At 70.7% G+C, this 22,559-nt stretch carries 14 protein-coding genes and 1 pseudogene; 14 read left to right on the top strand and 1 reads right to left on the bottom strand.

Annotated features, from left to right (window positions below; translation table 11 throughout):
- From ACX28W_RS18005 to ACX28W_RS18015, 3 genes and pseudogenes are all read left to right on the top strand, one after another.
- Entirely contained in the window at positions 1-207 is a 207-nt protein-coding gene (locus tag ACX28W_RS18005; protein WP_458999980.1) for a DUF4244 domain-containing protein, read from the top strand.
- A complete protein-coding gene (locus tag ACX28W_RS18010; protein WP_458999981.1) occupies positions 194-661 on the top strand; it encodes a TadE family type IV pilus minor pilin in 468 nt (155 codons plus the stop codon). Before ACX28W_RS18005 ends, ACX28W_RS18010 begins: the two co-directional genes overlap by 14 nt.
- Positions 662-774: 113 nt before the next feature.
- Positions 775-1,179 (top strand): annotated as a pseudogene (locus tag ACX28W_RS18015) (Rv3654c family TadE-like protein); the annotation flags it as partial.
- 63 nt (positions 1,180-1,242) lie between these two features.
- Here ACX28W_RS18015 and ACX28W_RS18020 read toward each other — a convergent pair.
- Positions 1,243-3,696: a DEAD/DEAH box helicase gene (locus tag ACX28W_RS18020; RefSeq protein ID WP_458999982.1), complete on the bottom strand. Its 2,454-nt coding sequence runs from the start codon at positions 3,694-3,696 to the stop codon at positions 1,243-1,245.
- Between the two features lie 80 nt (positions 3,697-3,776).
- Here ACX28W_RS18020 and bldG point away from each other — a divergent pair, with 80 nt between their 5' ends.
- The 11 genes from bldG (at position 3,777) to ACX28W_RS18075 (ending at position 22,448) form a co-directional block, all read left to right on the top strand.
- Entirely contained in the window at positions 3,777-4,118 is a 342-nt protein-coding gene (gene bldG, locus ACX28W_RS18025; protein WP_003975386.1) for an anti-sigma factor antagonist BldG, read from the top strand.
- A 119-nt stretch (positions 4,119-4,237) separates the two neighbouring features.
- Positions 4,238-4,675: an ATP-binding protein gene (locus ACX28W_RS18030; protein WP_458999983.1), complete on the top strand. Its 438-nt coding sequence runs from the start codon at positions 4,238-4,240 to the stop codon at positions 4,673-4,675.
- Positions 4,676-5,023: 348 nt separating this feature from the next.
- Positions 5,024-7,429 carry a sodium-translocating pyrophosphatase gene (locus ACX28W_RS18035; RefSeq protein WP_458999984.1) on the top strand — a complete coding sequence of 802 codons (2,406 nt, stop codon included), beginning with the start codon at positions 5,024-5,026 and terminating at the stop codon, positions 7,427-7,429.
- 192 nt (positions 7,430-7,621) lie between these two features.
- On the top strand, positions 7,622-8,212 hold the full coding sequence (locus ACX28W_RS18040) for a small secreted protein (RefSeq protein WP_458999985.1): 591 nt from the start codon (positions 7,622-7,624) through the stop codon (positions 8,210-8,212).
- A gap of 180 nt (positions 8,213-8,392) precedes the next feature.
- Positions 8,393-9,922, top strand: coding sequence for a DUF7059 domain-containing protein (locus tag ACX28W_RS18045; RefSeq protein ID WP_458999986.1), 1,530 nt, complete (start codon positions 8,393-8,395; stop codon positions 9,920-9,922).
- A gap of 239 nt (positions 9,923-10,161) precedes the next feature.
- A complete protein-coding gene (locus tag ACX28W_RS18050) occupies positions 10,162-12,309 on the top strand; it encodes a serine/threonine-protein kinase (protein ID WP_458999987.1) in 2,148 nt (715 codons plus the stop codon).
- A 108-nt stretch (positions 12,310-12,417) separates the two neighbouring features.
- A complete protein-coding gene (locus ACX28W_RS18055) occupies positions 12,418-12,615 on the top strand; it encodes a hypothetical protein (protein WP_458999988.1) in 198 nt (65 codons plus the stop codon).
- 236 nt (positions 12,616-12,851) lie between these two features.
- Positions 12,852-15,665 (top strand): type I DNA topoisomerase, encoded by a 2,814-nt coding sequence (gene topA, locus ACX28W_RS18060; protein WP_458999989.1) that lies wholly within the window; start codon positions 12,852-12,854, stop codon positions 15,663-15,665.
- A 226-nt stretch (positions 15,666-15,891) separates the two neighbouring features.
- Positions 15,892-19,245 (top strand): dTMP kinase, encoded by a 3,354-nt coding sequence (tmk, locus tag ACX28W_RS18065; protein WP_458999990.1) that lies wholly within the window; start codon positions 15,892-15,894, stop codon positions 19,243-19,245.
- 156 nt (positions 19,246-19,401) lie between these two features.
- A complete protein-coding gene (locus tag ACX28W_RS18070) occupies positions 19,402-20,607 on the top strand; it encodes a DNA polymerase III subunit delta' (protein WP_458999991.1) in 1,206 nt (401 codons plus the stop codon).
- A gap of 215 nt (positions 20,608-20,822) precedes the next feature.
- Positions 20,823-22,448: an alpha/beta hydrolase gene (locus ACX28W_RS18075; protein ID WP_458999992.1), complete on the top strand. Its 1,626-nt coding sequence runs from the start codon at positions 20,823-20,825 to the stop codon at positions 22,446-22,448.
- The last annotated feature ends 111 nt before the right edge of the window (positions 22,449-22,559 follow it).

Here is a 22,559-nt window from a genome sequence, read left to right on the forward strand (position 1 = left end):
ATGTGCAGGACGGTACGGGTACGGGTGCGGGCGTGGCTGCTCGGTCGGGCGGCGCGGAGGGACGCGGGCATGGTCACCTCCGAGTACGCGGTGGGGATCATCGCGGCGGTGGCTTTCGCGGCTGCGCTCTACAAGGTGGTGACGAGCGGGCAGGTCGGCGCGGAGTTGCAGGGCATCGTGGGGCGGGCGCTCAATGTCCCGATGTGAGCGGGTGACTGACGGTTCGGCGGTCGTGTCCGGATGGGAAAGCGAGCTCCGCGGCACGTCCGTCGGGTCCGGATGCGAGCGGGTGGGGAGTGGGTCGTCCCGGTGTCGGGACCGGGGATTCGTGACCGCCGAGGCCGCCGTGGTGCTGCCGTCACTGGTGCTCGTCGGAATGGCTCTGGTCTGGGCCCTGCTCGCCGCGTCCGCGCAGATCCAGTGCGTGGACGCGGCGAGGGCGGGCGCCCGCGCAGCAGCCCGCCAGGACCCGCCGGACACGGTCCTGGCGACAACGCGGCGCGCGGCACCGGACGGCGCCAGGGTCACGGTGAGCCGAGAGGGCGACCTGGTCCGGGTGACGGTCATGGCGAGTACGCCGGGCCCCGACGCGCTGTCCGTGGAGCTGAGCGACGCGGCTGTGGCATTGGCGGAGGAGACGGTCGGGGTGGTGGCGGGATGACGAGAGGTGGTGGCGCCGCGCGCACGTTTTCGCGGGGCAGGTGGGTCCCCTCCTGCGCCAGGCGCACCCCTTCCTGGGATAGGTGGGACCCGTTCTGCGCCAGGCGGGCTCCTTCCTCGGACAGAGGGTCGGCGACCGTCTGGACGGTCGGGTTGATCGCCGTGCTGTGTGTGGTCTTCGGGGCGATCCTGGCCATGGGGCAGGCTGTCGTGGTCCGCCATCGTGCGGCGGGAGCGGCCGACTTGGCGGCGCTCGCCGCGGCGGACCACTGGATGGACGGTGGACCGGCGGCCTGCGCCGAAGCGGGCCGGGTGGCACGCGCCCAGCACGCTCGGCTCGTGCGGTGCGCGGTCGAGGGCGAGATCTCGGACGTCACTGCCGCGTCGGGCCGGGCGCCTTTCGGTGTGGAGGTCAGGTCGAGGGCGGGACCTGCGGGGCCGGTCGCCCCTGGCCCGTCCGCCGACTTACCCGGGGCGGCGCCGGAGACCTTGGGAGACGTCGGGCACCCGCCTCGGTGAGGTCGTGAGATCTGACCGACCAGCGTCCGGAGGGACGTGCCACACGGGCCGACGTCAGCGACGCTAGCCCTCCGGCGCCCCTCGCAGCAGCTCCGTGAGCAGCCGCACGGCGCCCCGCTTGTGCAAGGGATCGTTCCCATTGCCGCACTTGGGGGACTGGACGCAGGACGGGCAGCCGGCGTCGCACTCGCAGGAGGCGATGGCCTGGCGGGTGGCGGTGAGCCAGGCGCGGGCGGTGTGGAAGGCGCGCTCTGCGAAGCCCGCGCCGCCCGGGTGACCGTCGTACACGAAGACCGTGGGCAACAGGGTGTCGGGGTGCAGCGGGATGGACACGCCGCCGATGTCCCAGCGGTCGCAGGTGGCGAACAGCGGGAGCATGCCGATCGACGCGTGCTCGGCGGCGTGCAGGGCGCCGCCGAGGATCTCCGGGTTGATCCGGGCGGCGTCGAGCTGATCCTCGGTGACCGTCCACCACACGGCGCGGGTACGGAGCGTACGGGGAGGGAGGTCGAGCTTTGTCTCGCCGAGCACTTCACCGGTGATGACACGACGACGCAGGAAGGAGACGACCTGGTTGGTGACTTCGACGGAGCCGTAGCACAACCGGCCCTCACCCCAAGGGATTTCGGTGTCCGTCTCCAGGACGGAGATGGAGGTCGTGTCGCGGGCGACCGTCGAATAGGGAGGGTTGGCTTCCTCGACCAGCGCGACGGAGTCCTCCAGATCCAGCTGCCGCACCAGGTACGTACGGCCCTGGTGCAGGTGGACCGCGCCCTCGTGGACCGTCGTGTGAGCGGCACCGGCGTCGACCGTGCCCAGCAACCGCCCGGTCCCGGCCTCGACGATCTGCACCGGACTGCCGCCTCCGCCGCGGATGTCGGTCAGGTCGGCGGCGCGCTCCCGACGGGTCCAGTGCCATGCCTTCGTCCGGCGGCGCAGCAGTTTCGCGGCTTCCAGCTGCGGCAGCAGATCCGGGGCGGCCGGTCCGAAGAGTTCCAGGTCCTCGTCCGTGAGGGGGATCTCGGCGGCTGCGGCGCACAGGTGCGGGGCGAGGACGTACGGGTTGTCGGGGTCGAGGACGGTGGACTCCACCGGCTGGTCGAACAGGGCTTCGGGGTGATGCACGAGGAACGTGTCCAGGGGGTCGTCGCGAGCGACCAGGATGGCGAGTGCGCCCTGCCCGGAGCGTCCGGCGCGGCCCGCCTGCTGCCACAGCGAGGCCCGGGTGCCCGGGTAGCCCGCGATGACGACGGCGTCCAGTCCGGAGACGTCGATGCCGAGTTCGAGGGCGGTGGTGGCGGCGAGGCCGAGGAGCTCGCCGGAGTGGAGGGCGCGTTCGAGGGCGCGGCGTTCCTCGGGGAGGTAGCCGCCGCGGTAGGCGGCCACGCGGCGGGCCAGGGAGCGGTCGACCTCGGCGAGGCGTTCCTGGGCGATCACCGCGATGAGCTCGGCGCCACGCCGGGATCGTACGAAGGCGACCGAGCGCACGCCCTGCACGGTCAGGTCGGTCAGGAGGTCGGCCGTCTCGGCGGTGGCGGTACGCCGTACGGGTGCGCCCTTCTCGCCGTGCAGCTCGGTGAGCGGGGGTTCCCAGAGGGCGAAGACCAGTTCGCCGCGGGGAGAGGCGTCGTCGGCGACCTCGACCACCGGGAGGCCGGTCAGGCGGCGGGCGGCCACCGACGGCTCGGCGGCGGTCGCCGAGGCCAGCAGGAAGACGGGCGACGCGCCGTAGCGCGCGCACAGACGGCGCAGGCGGCGCAGCACCTGGGCGACGTGGGAGCCGAAGACGCCGCGGTAGGTGTGGCACTCGTCGATGACGACGTAGCGCAGGGCACGGAGGAAGGAGGACCAGCGGGGGTGGGAGGGAAGTATCCCTCGGTGCAGCATGTCGGGGTTGGTCAGGACGTAGTTGGCGTACTGACGTACCCATTCGCGTTCTTCGAACGGGGTGTCCCCGTCGTACACGGCTGGGCGTACGGCATTGCCCAGAGATTGTGAAAGTTCCTTCACAGATCGGCACTGATCGGCGGCCAGGGCCTTTGTCGGGGCCAGGTACAGCGCGGTGGCGCCGCGGCCGTTCGGGGCCTCGGAGCCGTCCAAGAGGGCCGTCAGGACCGGTGCGAGGTACGCCAGGGACTTGCCGGAGGCGGTGCCTGTGGCGACGACCACGGAGTCGCCGTCCAGGGCGTGCTCGGCGGCCAGGGCCTGGTGGGCCCAGGGGTGCTCGACCCCCGCGGCCTGGACCGCGGCGATGACCTCCGAGCGGATCCGGTCGGGCCACACGGCATGGCGACCCTCCCGCGGGGGCAAGTGCTCCGTATGAGTGATGCGCGAAGCCCGGCTCGACCCCGAGGCGAGCCGGTCCAGGACCGTGCCCGGAGAGGGGCGGGAAGCGGTGTCCGTCGAGGATCGATCGGATCGGTGATTCTTGGCCATCGGCAACGAGTGTGTCACTGGCGTGACGGACAATGGGCTCAAGGCGTCGTGCACGCCTGCCGGTAAGTGATTGAATGCCATCGCGGCTGGCGAACCGTCCCGGGGGCTCTGCCGAGATGTCCCTTCGGGCGACCGCTCGATAGCAAGGTGCTGGAGGATCCGTGGACCTGTCCCTGTCGACCCGTACCGTCGGCGATCGTACGGTCGTCGAGGTCGGTGGCGAAATTGATGTATATACCGCGCCCAAGCTGCGTGAGCAGCTGGTCGAGCTGGTGAACGACGGCAGTTTTCACCTTGTCGTCGACATGGAGGGCGTGGACTTCCTCGACTCCACCGGGCTCGGCGTGCTGGTGGGTGGCCTGAAGCGGGTGCGCGCCCACGAAGGCTCGCTGCGACTGGTCTGCAACCAGGAGCGCATTCTGAAGATCTTCCGCATCACCGGTCTCACCAAGGTGTTCCCGATCCACACTTCGGTCGAGGAAGCGGTAGCGGCCACCGACTGACCCCGTCCCAGGGCGCCGCACGAGAGGTGTGTGGCGTCCGAGACGGCAGAAGCAATGGAGGGGGACCGGGCCTCGACGGCCCGGCCCCCGACAGCACGCCCGTAGTTTGAGGGGGATGCATGGCCACCGTTGAACTCCGCTTCAGCGCGCTGCCCGAGCACGTCAGGACCGCCCGACTGGTGGCGGCAGCGGTGGCGCGCAGGGCCGGAGTGGACGAGGCCGTACTCGACGAGGTCAGACTCGCCGTTGGCGAGGCCTGCACCCGGGCCGTCGGACTGCACCAGAGCAGCGGCATCTCGGCGCCGGTGCGGGTGACGCTGATCGAGGAGGAGAAGCAGTTCTCCATCGAGGTCGGCGACGAGGCGCCGCGTTCGGCGCCCGGTGAGACGGTGCCCGGTGCCTCCCTGAGTGATTCGGACACGGAGAGCGACGAGGACGAGATGGGCCTTGCGGTCATCAGCGGCCTCGTCGACGACGTCGAGGTCACCGCCGGGGAGAACGGTGGACTGATCAGGATGAGCTGGCCGACCACGCCGCCGGCCGCGCTCGTTCCCTGACATCCCCCTCGTAGCAAAACCCGAAGGGCCCTGCCTCGCAGGGCCCTTTTTTCTTGTGCCGGCCCACTGCCCGGCCCGCTGCCCGGCCCTCGCCCGGCCCTCCTGTCCAGCCTTCCCGCCCTTGCGCCCGCCCATTTCGTGAATTGATTCACGATCAATCACGCGATTATTTGATCAAGCGTCAACGCTTTTGGGGCATTACCTCTTTTGGGTTCCATGGATGCGGGTGGATCATTTGCTGAAGGCGATGTGAAGGCTAATTCCGTTTACCGGGCACTGTTTTGATCAGGTTCCGGTACCTACAATCCGTCCACATCTTGAGCTCAGCCCAAGCGTCAAGGAGGACGAATGGCGGGGCTTTCTACCCCTCATCAGTTTGACCATCCCACAACCTTCGCAGCCGCAGTGCTGACCGACGACAACCGCATGATCGTGATGGTCATCGGCGTCGTCGCCCTGGCGGCCCTGGCGGTCGCCGGGGTTCTGGTACGACAAGTGCTCGCGGCCGGCGAGGGCACCGACAGCATGAAGAAGATCGCGGCGGCGGTCCAGGAAGGCGCAAATGCCTACCTGGGCCGACAGATGCGTACCCTCGCGGTATTCGCCGTCGTGGTGTTCTTCCTGCTCATGCTGCTGCCCGCGGACGACTGGAATCAGCGTGCCGGACGGTCGATCTTCTTCCTGATCGGCGCGGTGTTCTCGGCGACCACCGGCTATATCGGCATGTGGCTCGCCGTACGGAGCAATGTCCGCGTGGCCGCCGCGGCAAGGGAAGCGACTCCGGCCCAGGGTGAACCCGAAAAGGATCTCACCGCTGTCTCGCACAAAGCCATGAAGATCGCTTTCCGTACGGGCGGCGTCGTCGGCATGTTCACGGTGGGGCTCGGTCTGCTGGGCGCCTCCTGTGTGGTGCTGGTGTACGCGGCCGACGCGCCGAAGGTCCTGGAGGGCTTCGGCCTCGGCGCCGCGCTGATCGCGATGTTCATGCGTGTCGGCGGCGGCATCTTCACCAAGGCCGCCGACGTCGGCGCCGACCTGGTCGGCAAGGTCGAGAAGGGCATTCCGGAGGACGATCCGCGCAATGCCGCGACCATCGCCGACAACGTGGGCGACAACGTCGGCGACTGCGCGGGCATGGCGGCCGACCTCTTCGAGTCGTACGCCGTGACACTCGTCGCCGCGCTGATCCTCGGCAAGGCGGCGTTCGGAGACGCCGGGCTCACGTTCCCGCTGATCGTGCCCGCGATCGGCGTACTCACCGCGATGGTCGGCATCTTCGCGGTGGCGCCCCGGCGCTCCGACCGCAGTGGCATGTCCGCGATCAACCGCGGTTTCTTCATCTCCGCGGTGATCTCGCTGGTGCTGGTGGCCATTGCCGTATTCGTCTATCTGCCGGGGAAGTACGCCGACCTCGACGGAGTCACGGACGCGGCGATCCAGGCCAAGGGCGGCGATCCGCGGATCCTCGCGCTCATCGCCGTCGCGATCGGCATCGTGCTCGCCGCGCTGATCCAGCAGCTGACCGGCTACTTCACCGAGACCACCCGTCGTCCCGTGCGGGACATCGGCAAGAGTTCGCTCACCGGCGCGGCCACCGTCGTCCTCGCCGGCATCGCCATCGGTCTCGAATCGGCCGTTTACACCGCCCTGCTGATCGGCCTCGGCGTGTACGGGGCGTTCCTGCTCGGCGGTACGTCCATCATGCTGGCGCTGTTCGCGGTGGCCCTGGCCGGTACCGGACTGCTCACCACGGTCGGTGTCATCGTCGCCATGGACACCTTCGGTCCGGTCTCCGACAACGCGCAGGGCATCGCCGAGATGTCCGGCGACGTCACGGGCGCGGGCGCCCAGGTGCTCACCGACCTGGACGCCGTGGGCAACACCACCAAGGCCATCACCAAGGGCATCGCCATCGCCACCGCTGTCCTCGCGGCCTCGGCGCTCTTCGGCTCGTACCGGGACGCGATCCTCACGGCCGCGAACGAAGTGGGCGAGAAGGTCTCCGGCGAGGGCGCGCCGATGAACCTGATGATGGACATCTCGCAGCCCAACAACCTGGTGGGTCTCATCGCGGGCGCCGCGGTCGTCTTCCTGTTCTCGGGCCTGGCGATCAACGCGGTGTCGCGCTCCGCCGGGGCCGTGGTCTACGAGGTGCGGCGGCAGTTCCGCGAGCATCCCGGGATCATGGACTACACCGAGAAGCCCGAGTACGGGCGCGTCGTCGACATCTGCACCAAGGACGCGCTGCGCGAACTCGCCACGCCCGGGCTGCTCGCCGTGCTCACCCCGATCGCGATCGGGTTCACGCTCGGGGTCGGCGCGCTCGGCTCGTTCCTCGCCGGCGCAATCGGCACCGGCACGCTGATGGCGGTCTTCCTCGCCAACTCCGGTGGCGCGTGGGACAACGCGAAGAAACTCGTCGAGGACGGTCACCACGGCGGCAAGGGCAGCGAGGCCCACGCCGCCACGGTGATCGGCGACACCGTCGGCGACCCGTTCAAGGACACCGCCGGTCCCGCGATCAACCCGCTGCTGAAGGTGATGAACCTGGTGGCGCTGCTCATCGCGCCCGCGGTCGTCAAGTTCTCGTACGGCGACGACAAGAACGTGGGTGTACGGGTGCTCATCGCCGTCCTCGCGATCCTTGTGATCGTGGGCTCGGTGTACATCTCCAAGCGGCGTGGGATCGCCGTAGGTGACGAAGACAACGCGGAAAGGGTGGCCAAGTCGGCCGACGCTGCGGCGGTTTCGTAGACCTCAGGTCTTCTGCCTGGTCCCGGCGGGCGGGCGGCGCGTATCGACGCGCCGCCCGCCCGCCCTGTGTGTGTTCACACCCTTGTCGTGAGCCTTCTCTCGCTTGGGGCAAATGGCTGCAATAACTACTAAAGCGGACGTCGGGCGTGTGGGTGTCGCCCGCTTGGCGTGTAAGTTCCGGGGCCGAGAGCCATGGAAGGGACCAACCCGGTGAACAAGAAGCTCGCGGCCGCACTGTCCGGCGGTGCGGTACTGGTACTGGCGCTGTCGGGATGCAGTAGCGACGACAACAGCGACAAGCTGGGCCCCTGGGCCAAGCAGGTCTGTGACGCGGTGCAGCCCCAGGTTCGGAAGATCGCGGCGGCCAACGCCGAGATCCAGAAGGAGACCACGGACGAAAGCGCGCCGGAGGACGTCCAGAAGGCCGACTCCAAGGGCTTCCAGGACATCTCGGATGCCTACAAGGCGATGGCGACCGCCATTGAGAAGGCCGGGCCGCCGGACGTGGAGAACGGCAAGACGAAGCTGACGAACGCGGTCAAGGAGCTCAACGCCCTCTCCGCGTCCTACGCCGATCTGGGCAAGCAGTCGGACGCGCTCGACACGAAGGACCAGGCGAAGTTCGCTGAGGGCCTCGACGGCGTCGCCGAGCAGCTCGGGAAGCTGAGCAAGACCGGTACCGACGCCCTGAAGGAGCTCGAAGCCGGAGACGTCGGCAACGCGATGGCCGAGCAGGCGAGCTGTAAGTCCACGTCGGCCACGGCTTCGGCGACCCAGGGCTGATACCCGGGTCCCCGGGAGGGCGATCGTCAGTCAAGCCAAAGAGGGCCCGGTACGCGCGCGTACCGGGCCCTCGGCGCGCGCTGCCCCAGGCATGCGCGTTGCGTCCACAGGCGCACGCGCGTATCCACAGGCACACGCGCTGTGCACAGGTGTATGTCTCTTTCGGCGGGAGCGGACACAATGGGGGACGTGAGTCACACCAGCCTGTCACCGTTGCCCTCGTCCGACCGCGCCGATGTCGCAGCTCGGCTGCGGGACGCCCTGCTCGGCGCCGCCTTCACCGCCGACGGACTGCTCGAGCTGCTCGGCGCCCCCGCGTACGCGGCGCTGGCGCGCAGCGAGACCGTGCCCGCGCTGAGGGCCACCCGCGGCGACACGCCGCTGGAGACGCTCGTACGGCTCTTCCTGCTGCAGCAGCCCGTGCCGCACGCGCGCGTGGAGGACGTTCTGCCGGTCGAGGACTGCCTGGAGAGCGGCTGGCTGACTCGGGTGGGCGGGGGCGAGATCGCCGCGACGGTGGACGTCCGGCCGTACGGCGGGCCCGGCGGCGAGGACTGGTTCATCGTGTCCGACCTAGGGTGCGCCGTCGGCGGCGCGGGCGGCATCGGCAGCCGTGAGGAGGGTGTCGTCCTGGGCGTGGGCGGGGCGTCCACGACCCTCGCCGGCATCACCGTGCGTACTCCCGTCTCCGCCGCGCTCGACCTCGGCACCGGCTCCGGAATCCAGGCCCTGCACGCCGCGCAGCACGCCACACGCGTGACCGCGACCGACCTCAACCCCCGCGCGCTGCACATCACCTCGCTCACCCTCGCGCTCTCCGGAGCCCCGGCCGCCGACCTGCGCGAGGGCTCCCTCTTCGAGCCGATCGAGGCGGACGAGACGTACGACCTGATCGTCTCGAACCCGCCCTTCGTGATCTCGCCCGGCGCCCGGCTCACCTACCGCGACGGCGGGATGGGCGGGGACGATCTGTGCCGCACGCTCGTTCAGCAGGCGGGCGATCGCCTGAACGAAGGGGGGTACGCGCAGTTCCTGGCCAACTGGCAGCACGTGGAGGGCGAGGACTGGCAGGACCGGCTGCGTTCCTGGGTGCCGCGAGGCTGTGACGCCTGGGTCGTGCAGCGCGAGGTCCAGGACATCACGCAGTACGCGGAGTTGTGGCTGCGCGACGCGGGCGACCACCGCAGCGACCCGGCCGAGTACCAGGCGCGGTACGACGCCTGGCTGGACGAGTTCGAGGCGCGCAAGGTGAAGGCCGTCGGCTTCGGGTGGATCACGCTGCGCAGGACGGCGGCAGCCGAGCCCTCGATCACCGTCGAGGAGTGGCCGCACCCGGTCGAGCAGCCGCTCGGTGAGACCGTGCGCGCGCACTTCGCCCGCGTCGACTACCTGCGGGCGAGCGACGACGCGGCGCTGCTCGGCGGGCACTTCAAGCTCGCGGCCGAGGTGGTTCAGGAGCAGGTCGGGCTGCCCGGCGCCGAGGACCCGGAGCACGTGGTGCTGCGCCAGCACCGAGGGATGCGCCGGGCCACCAAGGTGGACACGGTCGGTGCGGGCTTCGCGGGCGTGTGCGACGGCACGCTGAGCGCGGGACGGATTCTGGACGCCATCGCCCAACTGGTCGACGAAGACCCGGTGTTGCTCCGCGACCGGACGCCCGCGCAGATTCGTCTGCTGGTGGAGCAGGGGTTCCTCGAACCCGCGGAGTGAGCTGGGCGAGCACCCGCGAAGTGCCCTGGATGCCGCCCCCGCGGAGCGAGGGACGCGGGCGTCCTGGCTGCGAAGCGTCTGAGGTGTATCCGTACGACTGAGTCGTATGTGCCCCTTCTGGTGGGAGTGGTGATGATTCGCCGGTAAAAGGGCTCCTGTCAGTGGTGCGTGCGAAGCTACCTTCAAGAGACAAGCTCCATGCGTCCTCGGGGGAGGCGCGCTGTCTCGGGGGAGGCGCCATGGCGGGGGAGACGCCGGATCAGGGCGAGGGCAGGATCATCAGCGGCCGGTATCGGCTGCTGCGGACGCTCGGCGCGGGCGGCATGGGGAGGGTGTGGCTCGCCTACGACGCGGAGTTGGCCTGCGAGGTCTCCATGAAGGAGATCGCGCTGCCGGACGTGCCGATGGACGCGAACGAGCCGGCACAACGTGTTGCGCGAGCCCGCAGCGAGGCTCGGCACGCGGCGCGGTTGCGCGGCCATCCGCATGTGGCCACCGTGCACGACGTGGTGGTGCACGAGGGACTGCCGTGGATCGTCATGGAGTACGTGCCGGACGCGGTCGATCTACAGGCGGTCGTACGGCAGTCGGGGCCGCTGTCCCCCGTACAGGTCGCCCGGATCGGGCTCGCCGTCCTGGACGCGCTCTGTGCCGGTCACCGGATCGGAATCCTCCACAGGGATGTGAAACCGGCCAACATCCTTCTGGCGCCGGACGCTTCGGGCGACCCCTACGCGCGCGTGCTGCTCACCGACTACGGGATCGCGCTCCAGCCGGAGTCCCGCGAACCCCGGCTCACCGCCACCGACGGCATCCTCGGCACGCCCGGCTATCTCGCGCCCGAGCGTGCCCGCGGTGAGCCGCCCACCCCGGCCGCCGACCTCTTCTCCCTCGGCGCCACGCTGTACGCCGCTGTTGAAGGCCGCGACCCCTTCGACCGCCAGGGCGAGTACGCGACCCTGACGGCCCTCCTCAGCGAGGAGCCAGCCCCGCCCGTCCGCGCCGGTGAACTCGCCCCTGTGCTGCACGGCTTGCTGGTCAAGGACCCGGTGCGGCGGTCTGCGCCGGAGGCGGTCGCACGAGGGCTGGAGCGAGTGGTGCAGGGTGCGGCGGGCGGAGTGTTCGGGCCGCCGCCGGGGTATGTCGCGGGGGCGCCGGCCGGGTACGTCGCGAGCTCGCCCTCCAGCACGCCGCAGACTCCGGGCACCCCGCAGATTCCGGGCCTGCCCCCCACTCCGAACACTCCGCAGGCGCCGCATACTCCACCCGGCGGTCCGGCTTCCCCGGGAGGGGGCGGGCCGGTCGCGCCGGTCGGCTCGCCCGGACCGGCCTCCAGTAGTCCGTCGCCGTACGGCCCCTGGCGCCCGTCCACTCCCAGCGGTGCCTACGACTCCTGGAATCCCTACGCCGGGACCGGCGCGCCCACGCCGTACTCGGGGACCGGTGCCCCGGTGCCGCCCGTGGTCGGCCCGCCCCTCCCGCCTCCGCGCCGCAAAAGGCCCCTGGCCGCCGTCGTCGCCCTCGTGGTGGGGGTCCTCCTGGTGGTCGCCGGTGGCACCTGGGCCGCCGTCTCGCTGGCCGGCGACGACGGCGACAAGAAGGACACGGCGGCGAAGAAGTCCCCCACGGTGAGCACACCGTCGCCGGAGCCGACGGGCCCGGTGTTTCCGTATGGCGAACCGGTCGGACTCACCGAGCCGCTGCAGGCGGGTGAATGCGTGAAGGCCGTCTGGTCGGGGACGCCGTTCAAGTCGGCGCCGAACCTCGGCGTGGTGGACTGCGTCGACGACTGGCCGGACGGCCAGGTCGTGGCCGTCGACACGGCGACGGACTACGCCGACGCCCGCGCCCAGGGCGGGCAGCGGTGCGCGCGGCAGGCCGAGCCGTTGGCCACCGCCCTCCCCGACGCGGGCGCGTACGCCCTCGTGCCGACGAAGGAGGGCTTCACGGCGGCCGAAGGCGGTACGGCATGTCTCGTACTCGGACGGCATGTCGCCATCGGGGGTGCGGTGGCACGGTTCCGGGACGCGGGCATGGACCTGTACGCGGCTCAGATGGCCGTGGGTGACTGCTGGACCTACGTCGACAAGGGGGACGACGGGTTCCAGTCCCTGCTGACCGACTGCGCCGAGCCGCACACCGACCAGGTCGTCGGGTTCGCCGCCGCGCCCAGGACCATGGGCTACGAGAAGGGGATCGACAACGGAGGAAAGCTCTGCAGCAACAAGTTCGAGTCGACTTGGGCGCCCGGTTCGGATCTCAAGACCTACGGCTGGCTGGGCGACGAGGAGGACTGGAACGACGGATTCACCACACTCGTGTGCACGGTGGGCCACTCCGACAACAAGAAGACGACCGGGAAGATACCCGCGCCCGGCACGGTCTGAGCGGCCCATGGGGCGCCGTCTGCCCCGCGTTCACCGCAGGTTCGCATGTCCGCTTCCGGCGCGTGGAAACCTCCCGACCCCGGGGGCTCGACGCGAAAGGGTATACCGATGGAAAGCGGACCTGCGATCTTCGTGGGAACGGTGTTCGCCCTGTTCGGGGGCGGGTTGCTGACATGGGCCGCGATGCGGCTGCGTCAGGGTGAGCCCATTGCCGTGGGTGTGAACCGCGTCGCATCGGCGACGCTCGCGAGTGTCGCCGGAGCGGGTGCGCTGACACTCGGAATGTGGTGTTTCATGCGCGCGTGAGAGCGGGGCTCTGAGTAACTGAGAGATCACGCTCCGGATAGGGTCGAAAGGGCTGGTGGGCACTCCGGGCGGCAGGAATGGCGGTAGTCGGGTTACCGTTCGAGTGGCCGTTGCGGGCTTTTCCCGTTTGACACGGGGGCGGGATGTACCGTCACACTCCGCAGCGTCAGCATGACCCGACCCCCGGGACCAAGGCCTGGGGAGACCCCCTGCGTCGACCGGAGAGAAGAGCGAAGTTGTCCCCGACCAGCGACACCGCACACGGCGGCCGCCGACTCGTCATCGTCGAGTCGCCTGCCAAGGCGAAGACGATCAAGGGCTATCTCGGCCCCGGTTATGTCGTCGAAGCGAGCGTCGGGCACATCCGCGACCTCCCCAACGGCGCCGCGGAGGTGCCGGAGAAGTACACCGGCGAGGTGCGCCGCCTCGGCGTGGACGTCGAACACGACTTCCAGCCCATCTATGTGGTCAACGCCGACAAGAAGGCCCAGGTCAAGAAGCTCAAGGACCTGCTGAAGGACTCCGACGAACTCTTCCTCGCCACCGATGAGGACCGCGAGGGCGAGGCCATCGCGTGGCACCTTCTCGAGGTCCTGAAGCCCAAGGTCCCGGTCAAGCGGATGGTCTTCCACGAGATCACCAAGGACGCGATCCGCGAGGCCGTCGCCAACCCGCGTGAGCTCAACCAGCGCATGGTCGACGCCCAGGAGACCCGCCGCATCCTCGACCGTCTCTACGGTTACGAGGTCTCGCCGGTCCTGTGGAAGAAGGTCATGCCGCGCCTGTCGGCAGGCCGTGTCCAGTCCGTGGCGACCCGCCTCGTCGTCGAGCGGGAGCGCGAGCGCATCGCCTTCCGCTCCGCCGAGTACTGGGACCTGACGGGCACCTTCGGCACCGGCCGCGCCGGCGACCAGAGCGACCCGTCCTCCCTCGTCGCCCGCCTGGCGACGGTGGACGGCAAGCGGGTCGCCCAGGGCCGCGACTTCGACTCCCTGGGGCAGCTCAAGAGCGCGAACACGCTGCACCTGGACGAGACGAACGCCCGCGCACTGGCCGCCGCCCTGGAGAACACGAACTTCTCGATCCGCTCGGTCGAGTCCAAGCCGTACCGGCGCTCGCCGTACGCGCCGTTCCGCACGACGACGCTGCAGCAGGAGGCCTCGCGCAAGCTCGGCTTCGGCGCGAAGGCGACCATGCAGGTCGCGCAGAAGCTGTACGAGAACGGCTTCATCACGTACATGCGTACGGACTCCACGACCCTGTCGGACACGGCGGTCACCGCCGCCCGCGCCCAGGTCACGCAGCTGTACGGCGCCGACTACCTGCCGGCGCAGCCGCGCACGTACGCCGGAAAGGTCAAGAACGCGCAGGAGGCGCACGAGGCGATCCGGCCCTCGGGAGATCGTTTCCGTACCCCGGCCGAGACGGGTCTGACTGGCGACCAGTTCAGGCTGTACGAACTGATCTGGAAGCGGACCGTCGCCTCCCAGATGAAGGACGCGGTCGGAAACTCCGTCACCGTGAAGATCGCCGGCACGGCCGCCGACGGCCGCGACGCCGAGTTCAGCGCGTCCGGCAAGACGATCACCTTCCACGGCTTCCTCAAGGCGTACGTCGAGGGCGCGGACGACCCGAACGCCGAGCTGGACGACCGCGAGCGCCGCCTCCCGCAGGTCAGCGAGGGCGACCCGCTGTCCGCCGACGAGATCACGGTCGACGGCCACGCCACCAAGCCCCCGGCCCGCTACACCGAGGCCAGCCTGGTCAAGGAGCTCGAAGAGCGCGAGATCGGCCGCCCGTCGACGTACGCGTCGATCATCGGCACGATCCTCGACCGCGGTTACGTGTTCAAGAAGGGCACGGCGCTTGTGCCTTCCTTCTTGAGCTTCGCCGTGGTCAACCTCCTGGAGAAGCACTTCGGGCGGCTCGTCGACTACGACTTCACGGCCAAGATGGAGGACGACCTCGACCGCATCGCGCGGGGCGAGGCGCAGGCCGTGCCGTGGCTGAAGCGGTTCTACTTCGGCGAGGGGGAAGCGAGGGGCGCGGCCGAGGCCGGGAACGGCGACGGGGACCACCTCGGCGGCCTCAAGGAGCTTGTCACCGACCTCGGCGCCATCGACGCCCGCGAGGTGTCGTCCTTCCCCGTCGGCAACGACATCGTGCTGCGCGTCGGGCGCTACGGCCCGTACATCGAGCGCGGCGAGAAGGACTCCGAGAACCACCAGCGCGCGGATGTGCCCGAGGATCTGGCCCCGGACGAGCTGACGGTCGAACTCGCGGAGGAACTGCTCGCCAAGCCGAGCGGCGACTTCGAGCTCGGTACCGACCCGGGCTCCGGCCACCAGATCATCGCCAGGGACGGCCGCTACGGCCCGTACGTCACCGAGGTGCTCCCCGAGGGCACCCCGAAGACGGGCAAGAACGCCGTCAAGCCGCGCACCGCCTCGCTCTTCAAATCGATGTCGCTCGACACGGTGACCCTCGAGGACGCCCTCAAGCTGATGTCCCTGCCGCGCGTCGTGGGCAAGGACGCCGAGGGTGTGGAGATCACCGCGCAGAACGGGCGCTACGGCCCGTACCTGAAGAAGGGCACGGACTCGCGCTCCCTGCAGTCCGAGGACCAGCTCTTCACCATCACGCTGAAAGAGGCGCTGGAGATCTACTCCCAGCCCAAGCAGCGTGGCCGTGCGGCCGCCAAGCCGCCGCTGAAGGAGCTGGGCGAGGACCCGGTCAGCGGAAAGCCGGTCGTCGTCAAGGACGGTCGTTTCGGACCGTACGTGACCGACGGCGAGACCAACGCGACCCTGCGGTCCGGTGACAGCGTCGAGGAGATCACCCCGGAGCGCGGCTTCGAGCTGCTCGCCGAGAAGCGCGCCAAGGCCCCGGTCAAGAAGACCGCGAAGAAGGCCCCCGCCAAGAAGACGGCGACAAAGAAGGCCCCTGCCAAGAAGACAGCCGCAAAGAAGACGACGACTTCCAAGACGGCCGCCAAGAAGGCGCCCGCCAAGAAGGCCGCCGCGAAGAAGACGGCGAGTTCAGAGGGCTGAGGACGGCGGCTTCCGGGGGCTTGAGAGCGGCTTCCAGGGGCTGAGAACGGTGGCTTCCGGGGGCTTGAGAGCGGCTTCCGGAGGCTGATACCGGTGGCTGAGGGCAGTGGCTGAAGCCGCGCCCGCTGTGACCGGCTTGTGTGTGCCCCCGCATCTTCTGGTGTGGGGGCGTCCACATGTTCGGGCGCCCCTCCGGGGAGTCAGTACGGCCGGATAGGCTTGCAGGATGACGCGAGCCGAGCAGCCAACGGCCCACACCCCGGCCCCCGACGACGCCCTGGTCGCGGATTCCCGCGAGCGCGCCGTCCGCGCGCTGCTGCGCCAACCGCAGCTGAAGCGGCTCTGGAGCGCCCACCTCGTGGGAGGTGTCGCCGACGCCCTGACCCTCCTCGTCCTGGTCGTCCTCGCCTTCCAGGCGGCGGTCGCCGAGGGCTCCTTCGGCGGTGGCTACCGCGGAGTCGCGCTGGCCGTGACGGCCGTCTTCGGGGCACGCGTGCTCGCCACGCTGCTCTTCGGAGCCGTACTCCTTGGACCGCTCACCTCGCTGACGTCCCAAGAGGGGCCGCTCGACCGGCGCTGGACCATGGTCGGCGCCGACGGTCTGCGCGCCGTGCTCCTGATCCTCGCGCCCCTGTGGATCGACTGGACCCCGGACAACGCCCTCGCCGTCCTCCTTGTCATCGCCTTCGTGACCGGCGTCGCCGAGCGCTTCTGGACGGTGTGCCGGGAGAGCGCGGCGCCCGCGCTGCTGCCCGCGCCACCGCTTGAGGGAGCCACGGTCCGCCCGCTGCCGGACCACCTGGACGCACTGCGGCGCCTGTCGCTGCGTACGGGATTCGTGGCGGTGCCGATCGCGGCCGCCGCGCTTGTAGCGGTGTCGCTCGTCAACAATCTGCTGGGTGCCGGGATCGCCTGGTTCGACCAGCACCAGGGGGCGCTCGCGTCGTACGTCGCCGCCGGATTGTTCGCCGCGTCGCTCTCGGTCCTCACGTTCCTCGAACTGCCCGACACGCGTACCCCCCGCGCGCGCTCCCCCCTGGAGGGCCTGCGCCGCCCCAAGACGGGCACGAGCGTCGACAAAGGCCGTACCGGCGCGATCCCGCTCCTGGTGTTCGCCTGCGCGGCCGTCGCGGCGGCGGTCGCGGCCGTGGTCGCCGTCTCCGTGCTGCAGGCCAAGGACCTGGGCGGCGGACCGGTGACGTACGGGCTGCTGGTGCTGGCGCTGACCGGGGGTGTCGTCGTCGGCATCCGTACGGCCTCTTCGGTGCTTCCGTCGCTGTCGCGGCGCAGGCTGCTCTCGCTGGCGATCGCCTTCACCGGGATCGCGCTGCTGGCCGCCGGGCTGGTCCCGGACGTCACCAGCGTGCTGCTGATCCTCGCCTTCGCGGGTATCTGCGCGGGCGTCGCCGCGAACACCGGGCACGCACTGCTCGACCAGGAGACCGAGGAGTACCGGCGGGCGCGTACGACCGAACATCTGCACGCGGTCGTACGGGTCTGCGTGGCACTCGGCGCCTTGGTGGCGCCCCTGGTGGCCGCGGCGATCGGCCCGCACCGGCTGGAGAACGGCAAGTTCGTGTTCGCGCACGGCGGCGCCGCCTTCACGCTGATGCTGGTCGGCGCGCTGCTGCTGCCCGTCGCGGCCCTGGTGCTCGCCAAGGTCGACGACCGCTCCGGGGTGCCGCTGCGGCACGACCTCATGGACGCGCTGCGCGGCGGCGACGACCCGGTGCAGGCATCCACCGCGAACGGTTTCTTCATCGCCCTGGAGGGCGGCGACGGCGCGGGGAAGTCGACCCAGGCGGAGGCGCTCGCGGAGTGGATCCGCGCCAAGGGCCACGAGGTCGTGGTGACCCGGGAGCCGGGCGCCACGCCGGTCGGCAAGCGGCTGCGGTCGATCCTGCTGGACGTGTCGTCGGCGGGTCTTTCGCACCGCGCGGAGGCACTGCTGTACGCCGCCGACCGCGCGGAGCACGTCGACACCGTGGTGCGGCCCGCGCTGGAGCGGGGCGCCGTCGTCATCTCGGACCGGTACATCGACTCCTCGGTGGCCTACCAGGGCGCGGGCCGTGATCTGTCCCCGACGGAGATCGCCCGCATCAACCGGTGGGCGACGGACGGGCTGGTGCCCCATCTGACGGTGCTGCTCGACGTGTCCCCCGAGGCGGCGCGCGAGCGGTTCACGGAGGCGCCGGACCGGCTGGAGTCGGAGCCCGTCGAGTTCCACACGCGCGTGCGGTCCGGTTTTCTGACACTGGCCGCCGCCGACCCGGGCCGGTACCTGGTCGTCGACGCCGCGCAGGAGCCCGAGGCGGTCACCACCGTCGTCCGGCACCGGCTCGACGTGATGCTGCCCCTCTCCGCGGCCGAGGTGAAGGCCCAGGAAGAGGCTCGCAAGGCGGCCGAGGAGGACGCCCGGCGCAAGGCCGAGGAAGAGGCCGCCCGCAAGGCCGAGGAGGAGCGCCTGGAGCGTGAGCGCCAGGAACAGCTCGCCCGGTTGCGCGCGGAGGAGGAGGAGCGCAAGCAGCGCGAGCTGGAGGAGGCCCAGCGACGCGAGGCCGAGCGTCAGGCGGAGGAGGCCCGGCAGCGCGCCGAGGAGGCCCGCCGCCGGGCCGAGGAGGAGCGGGCTCGTCTGCTGGCCGAGGAGCAGGCTCGGGCCGCCGAACAGGAGCGGCTGCGCAAGCAGGCCGCGGAGGAAGCGTGGCTGCGGGCCGAGGCGGAGGAGCGCCGCCTGGAGAAGCAGCGGAAGGCCGAGGAGGCCTTGCTGCGGGCGGAGGAGGCGCGGCGGGCGGCTGCGGAGACGGCGGCTGCGGCCGCGGCAGCCGCCGCTGCGGCAGCTGCCGCGACTTCGGCTTCGACTTCCGCGTCGGCTTCGGCTGCGGGTGCCGTGCCCGACAACGAGACGACGGTGCCTACGCCGGTTGTGGCGCCGTCGGCTGCGGCGGGCGGGCCGGTGGACGAGACGACGGTGTTGCGGCCGGTGAGGTCGGGCGAGGGCCGCGGTGGTTTCCGGTCCGATTCTGGTTCCGGGTCCGATTCTGGTTCCGGGTCTGGCTCGGGTTCCGGGTCCGCCCCGTCGGGTTCCGGGTCCGCCTCGTCGGGTCCCGGGGCCGACTCGGAGAAGACGGCCACGTTGCCGAAGCCGCCCGTGCCCGAGGGGGCGGCCGATCAGACGGCGGTACTGCCGCCGGTGGTCCCGGGGACCGCGGACGAGACGGCCGTGCTGCCGCCGGTGGCTCCGGGCGCGGCCGATGAGACGGCGGTGCTTCCTCCCGTACGGGAACAGGGCGCCGACGCCTCTGCGGGCTCCCCCACAGGTGCTCCAGCGGGTGATCCCGCGGACCGGGTGCCCGCGGGGTTCTTCCGGGACGAGCGGCCGGCACCGGGGCCCGACGGCACCGGTGACCGTACGCGCGAGCTGCCCCAGGTCGACGCCGACGGAGCCCCGCGCCGTCGCCCCCGCTCCGACTGGGCGGAGGAGACCCCGCTGGACGATCTCCCGACCCTGGCGGACGAGCTGCTGGGCCCGCGTGAGGACGACGACCCGGACGAGGGGCGGGACGGTCGGCGCCGCCGCTGAGACCGGCGGTCGCTGTAGGTGAGGTTCGGGCGGTCACCGCTGCCGCGTTTCCGGCGGTCGCCGTCCCTCGCTCCTTCCGGTCCTGTGCCTCGTTGTCAGTGGCGACCCGCACAATGGACGCGGCAAGGCAAAGTGCGACGAAAGGGCGGTGCCCCCATGCCCGTATGGGACGACCTGGTGGGCCAGGACAAGGTGAGCGAGCAGCTCGCCGCCGCCGCGCGTGACGCCGACGCCCTCGTCACGGCGGTCGCCGCGGGCACCCCGCGCCCCGAGGCGTCCAAGATGACGCATGCCTGGCTGTTCACCGGCCCGCCCGGTTCGGGGCGTTCCACCGCGGCGCGGGCCTTCGCGGCGGCGCTCCAGTGCGTGAGTCCCGACCGCGCGCTGGGCGGAGTCCCCGGCTGCGGCTTCTGCGACGGCTGTCACACCAGCCTGATCGGGACGCACGCCGATGTGGAGATCGTCCGCACCGACCTCCTCTCCATCGGCGTGAAGGAGACCCGCGACCTGGTCCGCCGCGCCCAGATGTCGCCGGCGACCGGCCGCTGGCAGGTCATCGTCCTGGAGGACGCGGACCGCCTCACGGAGGGCGCGGGCAACGTACTTCTGAAGGCCGTCGAGGAACCGGCCCCCCGCACGGTCTGGCTCCTGTGCGCCCCGTCCATCGAGGACGTCCTGCCCACCATCCGCTCCCGCTGCCGCCTGCTCACCCTGCGCACTCCGCCGGTGGACGCGGTCGCCGACATCCTCGTACGCCGTGACGGCATCGAGCCCGACGTCGCGGCCGCCGCCGCGCGCGCGACGCAGGGACACATCGGGAGGGCCCGCCGTCTCGCCACCGATCCGCGCGCCCGCGAGCGCCGGGCGGCCGTCCTCAAGATGCCGCTCCGGGTCGACGACGTCGGAGCCTGCCTCAGGGCGGCCCAAGAGCTGATCGACACGGCCTCCGAAGATGCGAAGCAGCTCGCCGAGGAGGTCGATGTGAAGGAGACCGAGGATCTGAAGGCGGCCATGGGCGCGTCGCAGGGCGGCCGTATGCCGCGCGGCACCGCGGGTGTCATGAAGGAGCTGGAGGACCGGCAGAAGCGCCGAAGAACGCGTACACAGCGCGACAGCCTGGACCTGGCCCTCATCGACCTCACCGGCTTCTACCGCGACGTCCTCGCTCTCCAGCTCGGTTCCCGTGTGGCCCTCGCCAACACGGAGGCCGAGGACGTGCTGGAGCGCCTGGCCCGCGGCAGCTCGCCGGAGGCGACCCTGCGCCGTATCGACGCGATCGCCGCGTGCCGTGAGGCCCTCGACCGCAATGTCGCCCCGCTGCTCGCGGTGGAGGCGATGACGATGGCGCTGCGGGCGGGTTGAGCGCGCCCGCCGTGTCCGGGAGCGGGCGGCGTGACGGGGTGCAACTGGGATGACTGACGCGGTAGGCATGGCTGACGCCACCGGCGGGACCGCCCGGACCGGGCAGCACGGGTGGGGTGCATGAGGACCGCGCGACGGGTCGCCTGGCATCACTCGCACGAATCGCCCCTACGACTGATGGTGATCAATGCGTCGCACAGGGTTACGCTCACGAGATGTACTTCAGGCGCACTCCTCGGCCGACCGGGTCCCGCCGGCCGATTCCGTCCCTTCCCGCCGTGCGGTCGATCCGTATGGGCGGGGTGCTGCTGGCCGCCACCGCGCTGCTCGTCTCCGCCTGCTCCTCGGGGAGTCCGACCCCGACAGCGAGGGCATCGGCGTCGGCGGCGCTCGCCGCGCTTCCCAGTTCCACGCCGTCGGCGCTGTCGTCGTATTACGGGCAGAAGCTGACCTGGCGCAGCTGCGGTGTCCCCGGCTTCGAGTGCGCCACGATGAAGGCGCCGCTCGACTACGCCAAGCCGTCCTCGGGCCACATCAGACTGGCCGTCGCCCGAAAAGAGGCCACGGGCCCTGGCAAACGCCTCGGATCGCTGCTGGTCAACCCGGGCGGCCCCGGCGGATCGGCGATCGACTACCTGCAGTCGTACGCGGGGATCGGCTACCCGGCCCAGGTGCGCGCCCGCTACGACATGGTCGCGGTCGATCCCCGCGGGGTGGCCCGCAGCGAGCCGGTCCAATGTCTTACCGGCCGCGAGATGGACGCGTACACGCAGACGGACATCACCCCCGACAACACGAGGGAGACGGGTGAACTGGTCGACGCCTACAAGAAGTTCGCCGAGGGCTGCGGGCGACGCTCGCCCGATCTGCTCCGGCACGTCTCCACGGTCGAGACAGCCCGTGACATGGACATCCTGCGCGCGGTACTGGGCGACCAGAAGCTGAACTACGTCGGGGCGTCGTACGGGACGTTCCTCGGGGCGACATACGCCGGTCTCTTCCCGAAGCGGGTGGGCCGCATGGTCCTGGACGGCGCGATGGACCCGTCCCTGCCCGCCCGCAAACTCAACGAGGACCAGACAGCCGGCTTCGAGAGGGCCTTCCAGTCCTTCGCGAAGGACTGCGTACGCCAGAGCGACTGCCCGCTGGGCGGCCCGGGCACGAGCCCCGACCAGGTGGGCAAAAACCTCAGCGCCTTCTTCAAGCGACTCGACGCGGCGCCGATCCCGGCCGGCGATGCGGACGGCCGCGAGCTCGGCGAGTCGCTGGCGACGATGGGGGTGATCGCGGCGATGTACGACGAGGGGGCCTGGCCCCGACTGCGCGAGGCCCTCGCGTCGGCGATGATGAAGGACAAGGACGGCGCCGCCCTGCTCGCCCTCTCCGACAGCTACTACGAGCGTGAGCCCGATGGCAGGTACGCGAACCTGATGTTCGCCAACGCGGCCGTGAACTGCCTCGACCTCCCGGGCGCGTTCTCCACCCCGGAGCAGGTGGAGAAGGGCCTCCCCGCCTTCGAGAAGGCGTCCCCCGTCTTCGGTGCCGGCCTGGCCTGGGCCTCCCTGAACTGTGCGTACTGGCCGGTGAGGCCTACCGGCGAACCCCACCGCATCGACGCGAAGGGCGCGGCCCCGATTCTCGTGGTCGGCACCACCCGAGACCCGGCCACCCCGTACTCCTGGGCCCGGTCCCTCGCCTCCCAGCTCTCCTCCGCCACCCTCCTCACCTACGTCGGCGACGGCCACACCGCCTACGGCCGCGGCAGCACCTGCATCGACTCCGCGATCAACCGCTACCTCCTCCAGGGCACCCCTCCACCGAAGGGGAAACGCTGCTCATAGCCCTCCCGCCCGCCCCGGAACCGGCCCTCTCCGGGCCCTCCGGGGGCGTGTACGGAGCACCCCTGGAAACTGTGTAGACTTACCGACGTTGCTGATCGCACCATAGTGCGG

Source organism: Streptomyces sp. SD15 (assembly GCF_054462255.1).

Excerpts from the sequence above, each read along its gene's own strand:
- ACX28W_RS18010 (WP_458999981.1), top strand. The coding sequence starts at position 194 with ATGTCCCGATGTGAGCGGGTGACTGACGGTTCGGCGGTCGTGTCCGGA.
- ACX28W_RS18050 (WP_458999987.1), top strand. The coding sequence starts at position 10,162 with ATGGCGGGGGAGACGCCGGATCAGGGCGAGGGCAGGATCATCAGCGGC.
- ACX28W_RS18020 (WP_458999982.1), bottom strand. The coding sequence starts at position 3,696 with ATGGCATTCAATCACTTACCGGCAGGCGTGCACGACGCCTTGAGCCCA.
- ACX28W_RS18005 (WP_458999980.1), top strand. The coding sequence starts at position 1 with ATGTGCAGGACGGTACGGGTACGGGTGCGGGCGTGGCTGCTCGGTCGG.
- ACX28W_RS18055 (WP_458999988.1), top strand. The coding sequence starts at position 12,418 with ATGGAAAGCGGACCTGCGATCTTCGTGGGAACGGTGTTCGCCCTGTTC.
- ACX28W_RS18070 (WP_458999991.1), top strand. The coding sequence starts at position 19,402 with ATGCCCGTATGGGACGACCTGGTGGGCCAGGACAAGGTGAGCGAGCAG.
- ACX28W_RS18035 (WP_458999984.1), top strand. The coding sequence starts at position 5,024 with ATGGCGGGGCTTTCTACCCCTCATCAGTTTGACCATCCCACAACCTTC.
- ACX28W_RS18040 (WP_458999985.1), top strand. The coding sequence starts at position 7,622 with ATGGAAGGGACCAACCCGGTGAACAAGAAGCTCGCGGCCGCACTGTCC.
- ACX28W_RS18030 (WP_458999983.1), top strand. The coding sequence starts at position 4,238 with ATGGCCACCGTTGAACTCCGCTTCAGCGCGCTGCCCGAGCACGTCAGG.
- ACX28W_RS18045 (WP_458999986.1), top strand. The coding sequence starts at position 8,393 with ATGGGGGACGTGAGTCACACCAGCCTGTCACCGTTGCCCTCGTCCGAC.
- tmk (WP_458999990.1), top strand. The coding sequence starts at position 15,892 with ATGACGCGAGCCGAGCAGCCAACGGCCCACACCCCGGCCCCCGACGAC.
- ACX28W_RS18075 (WP_458999992.1), top strand. The coding sequence starts at position 20,823 with ATGTACTTCAGGCGCACTCCTCGGCCGACCGGGTCCCGCCGGCCGATT.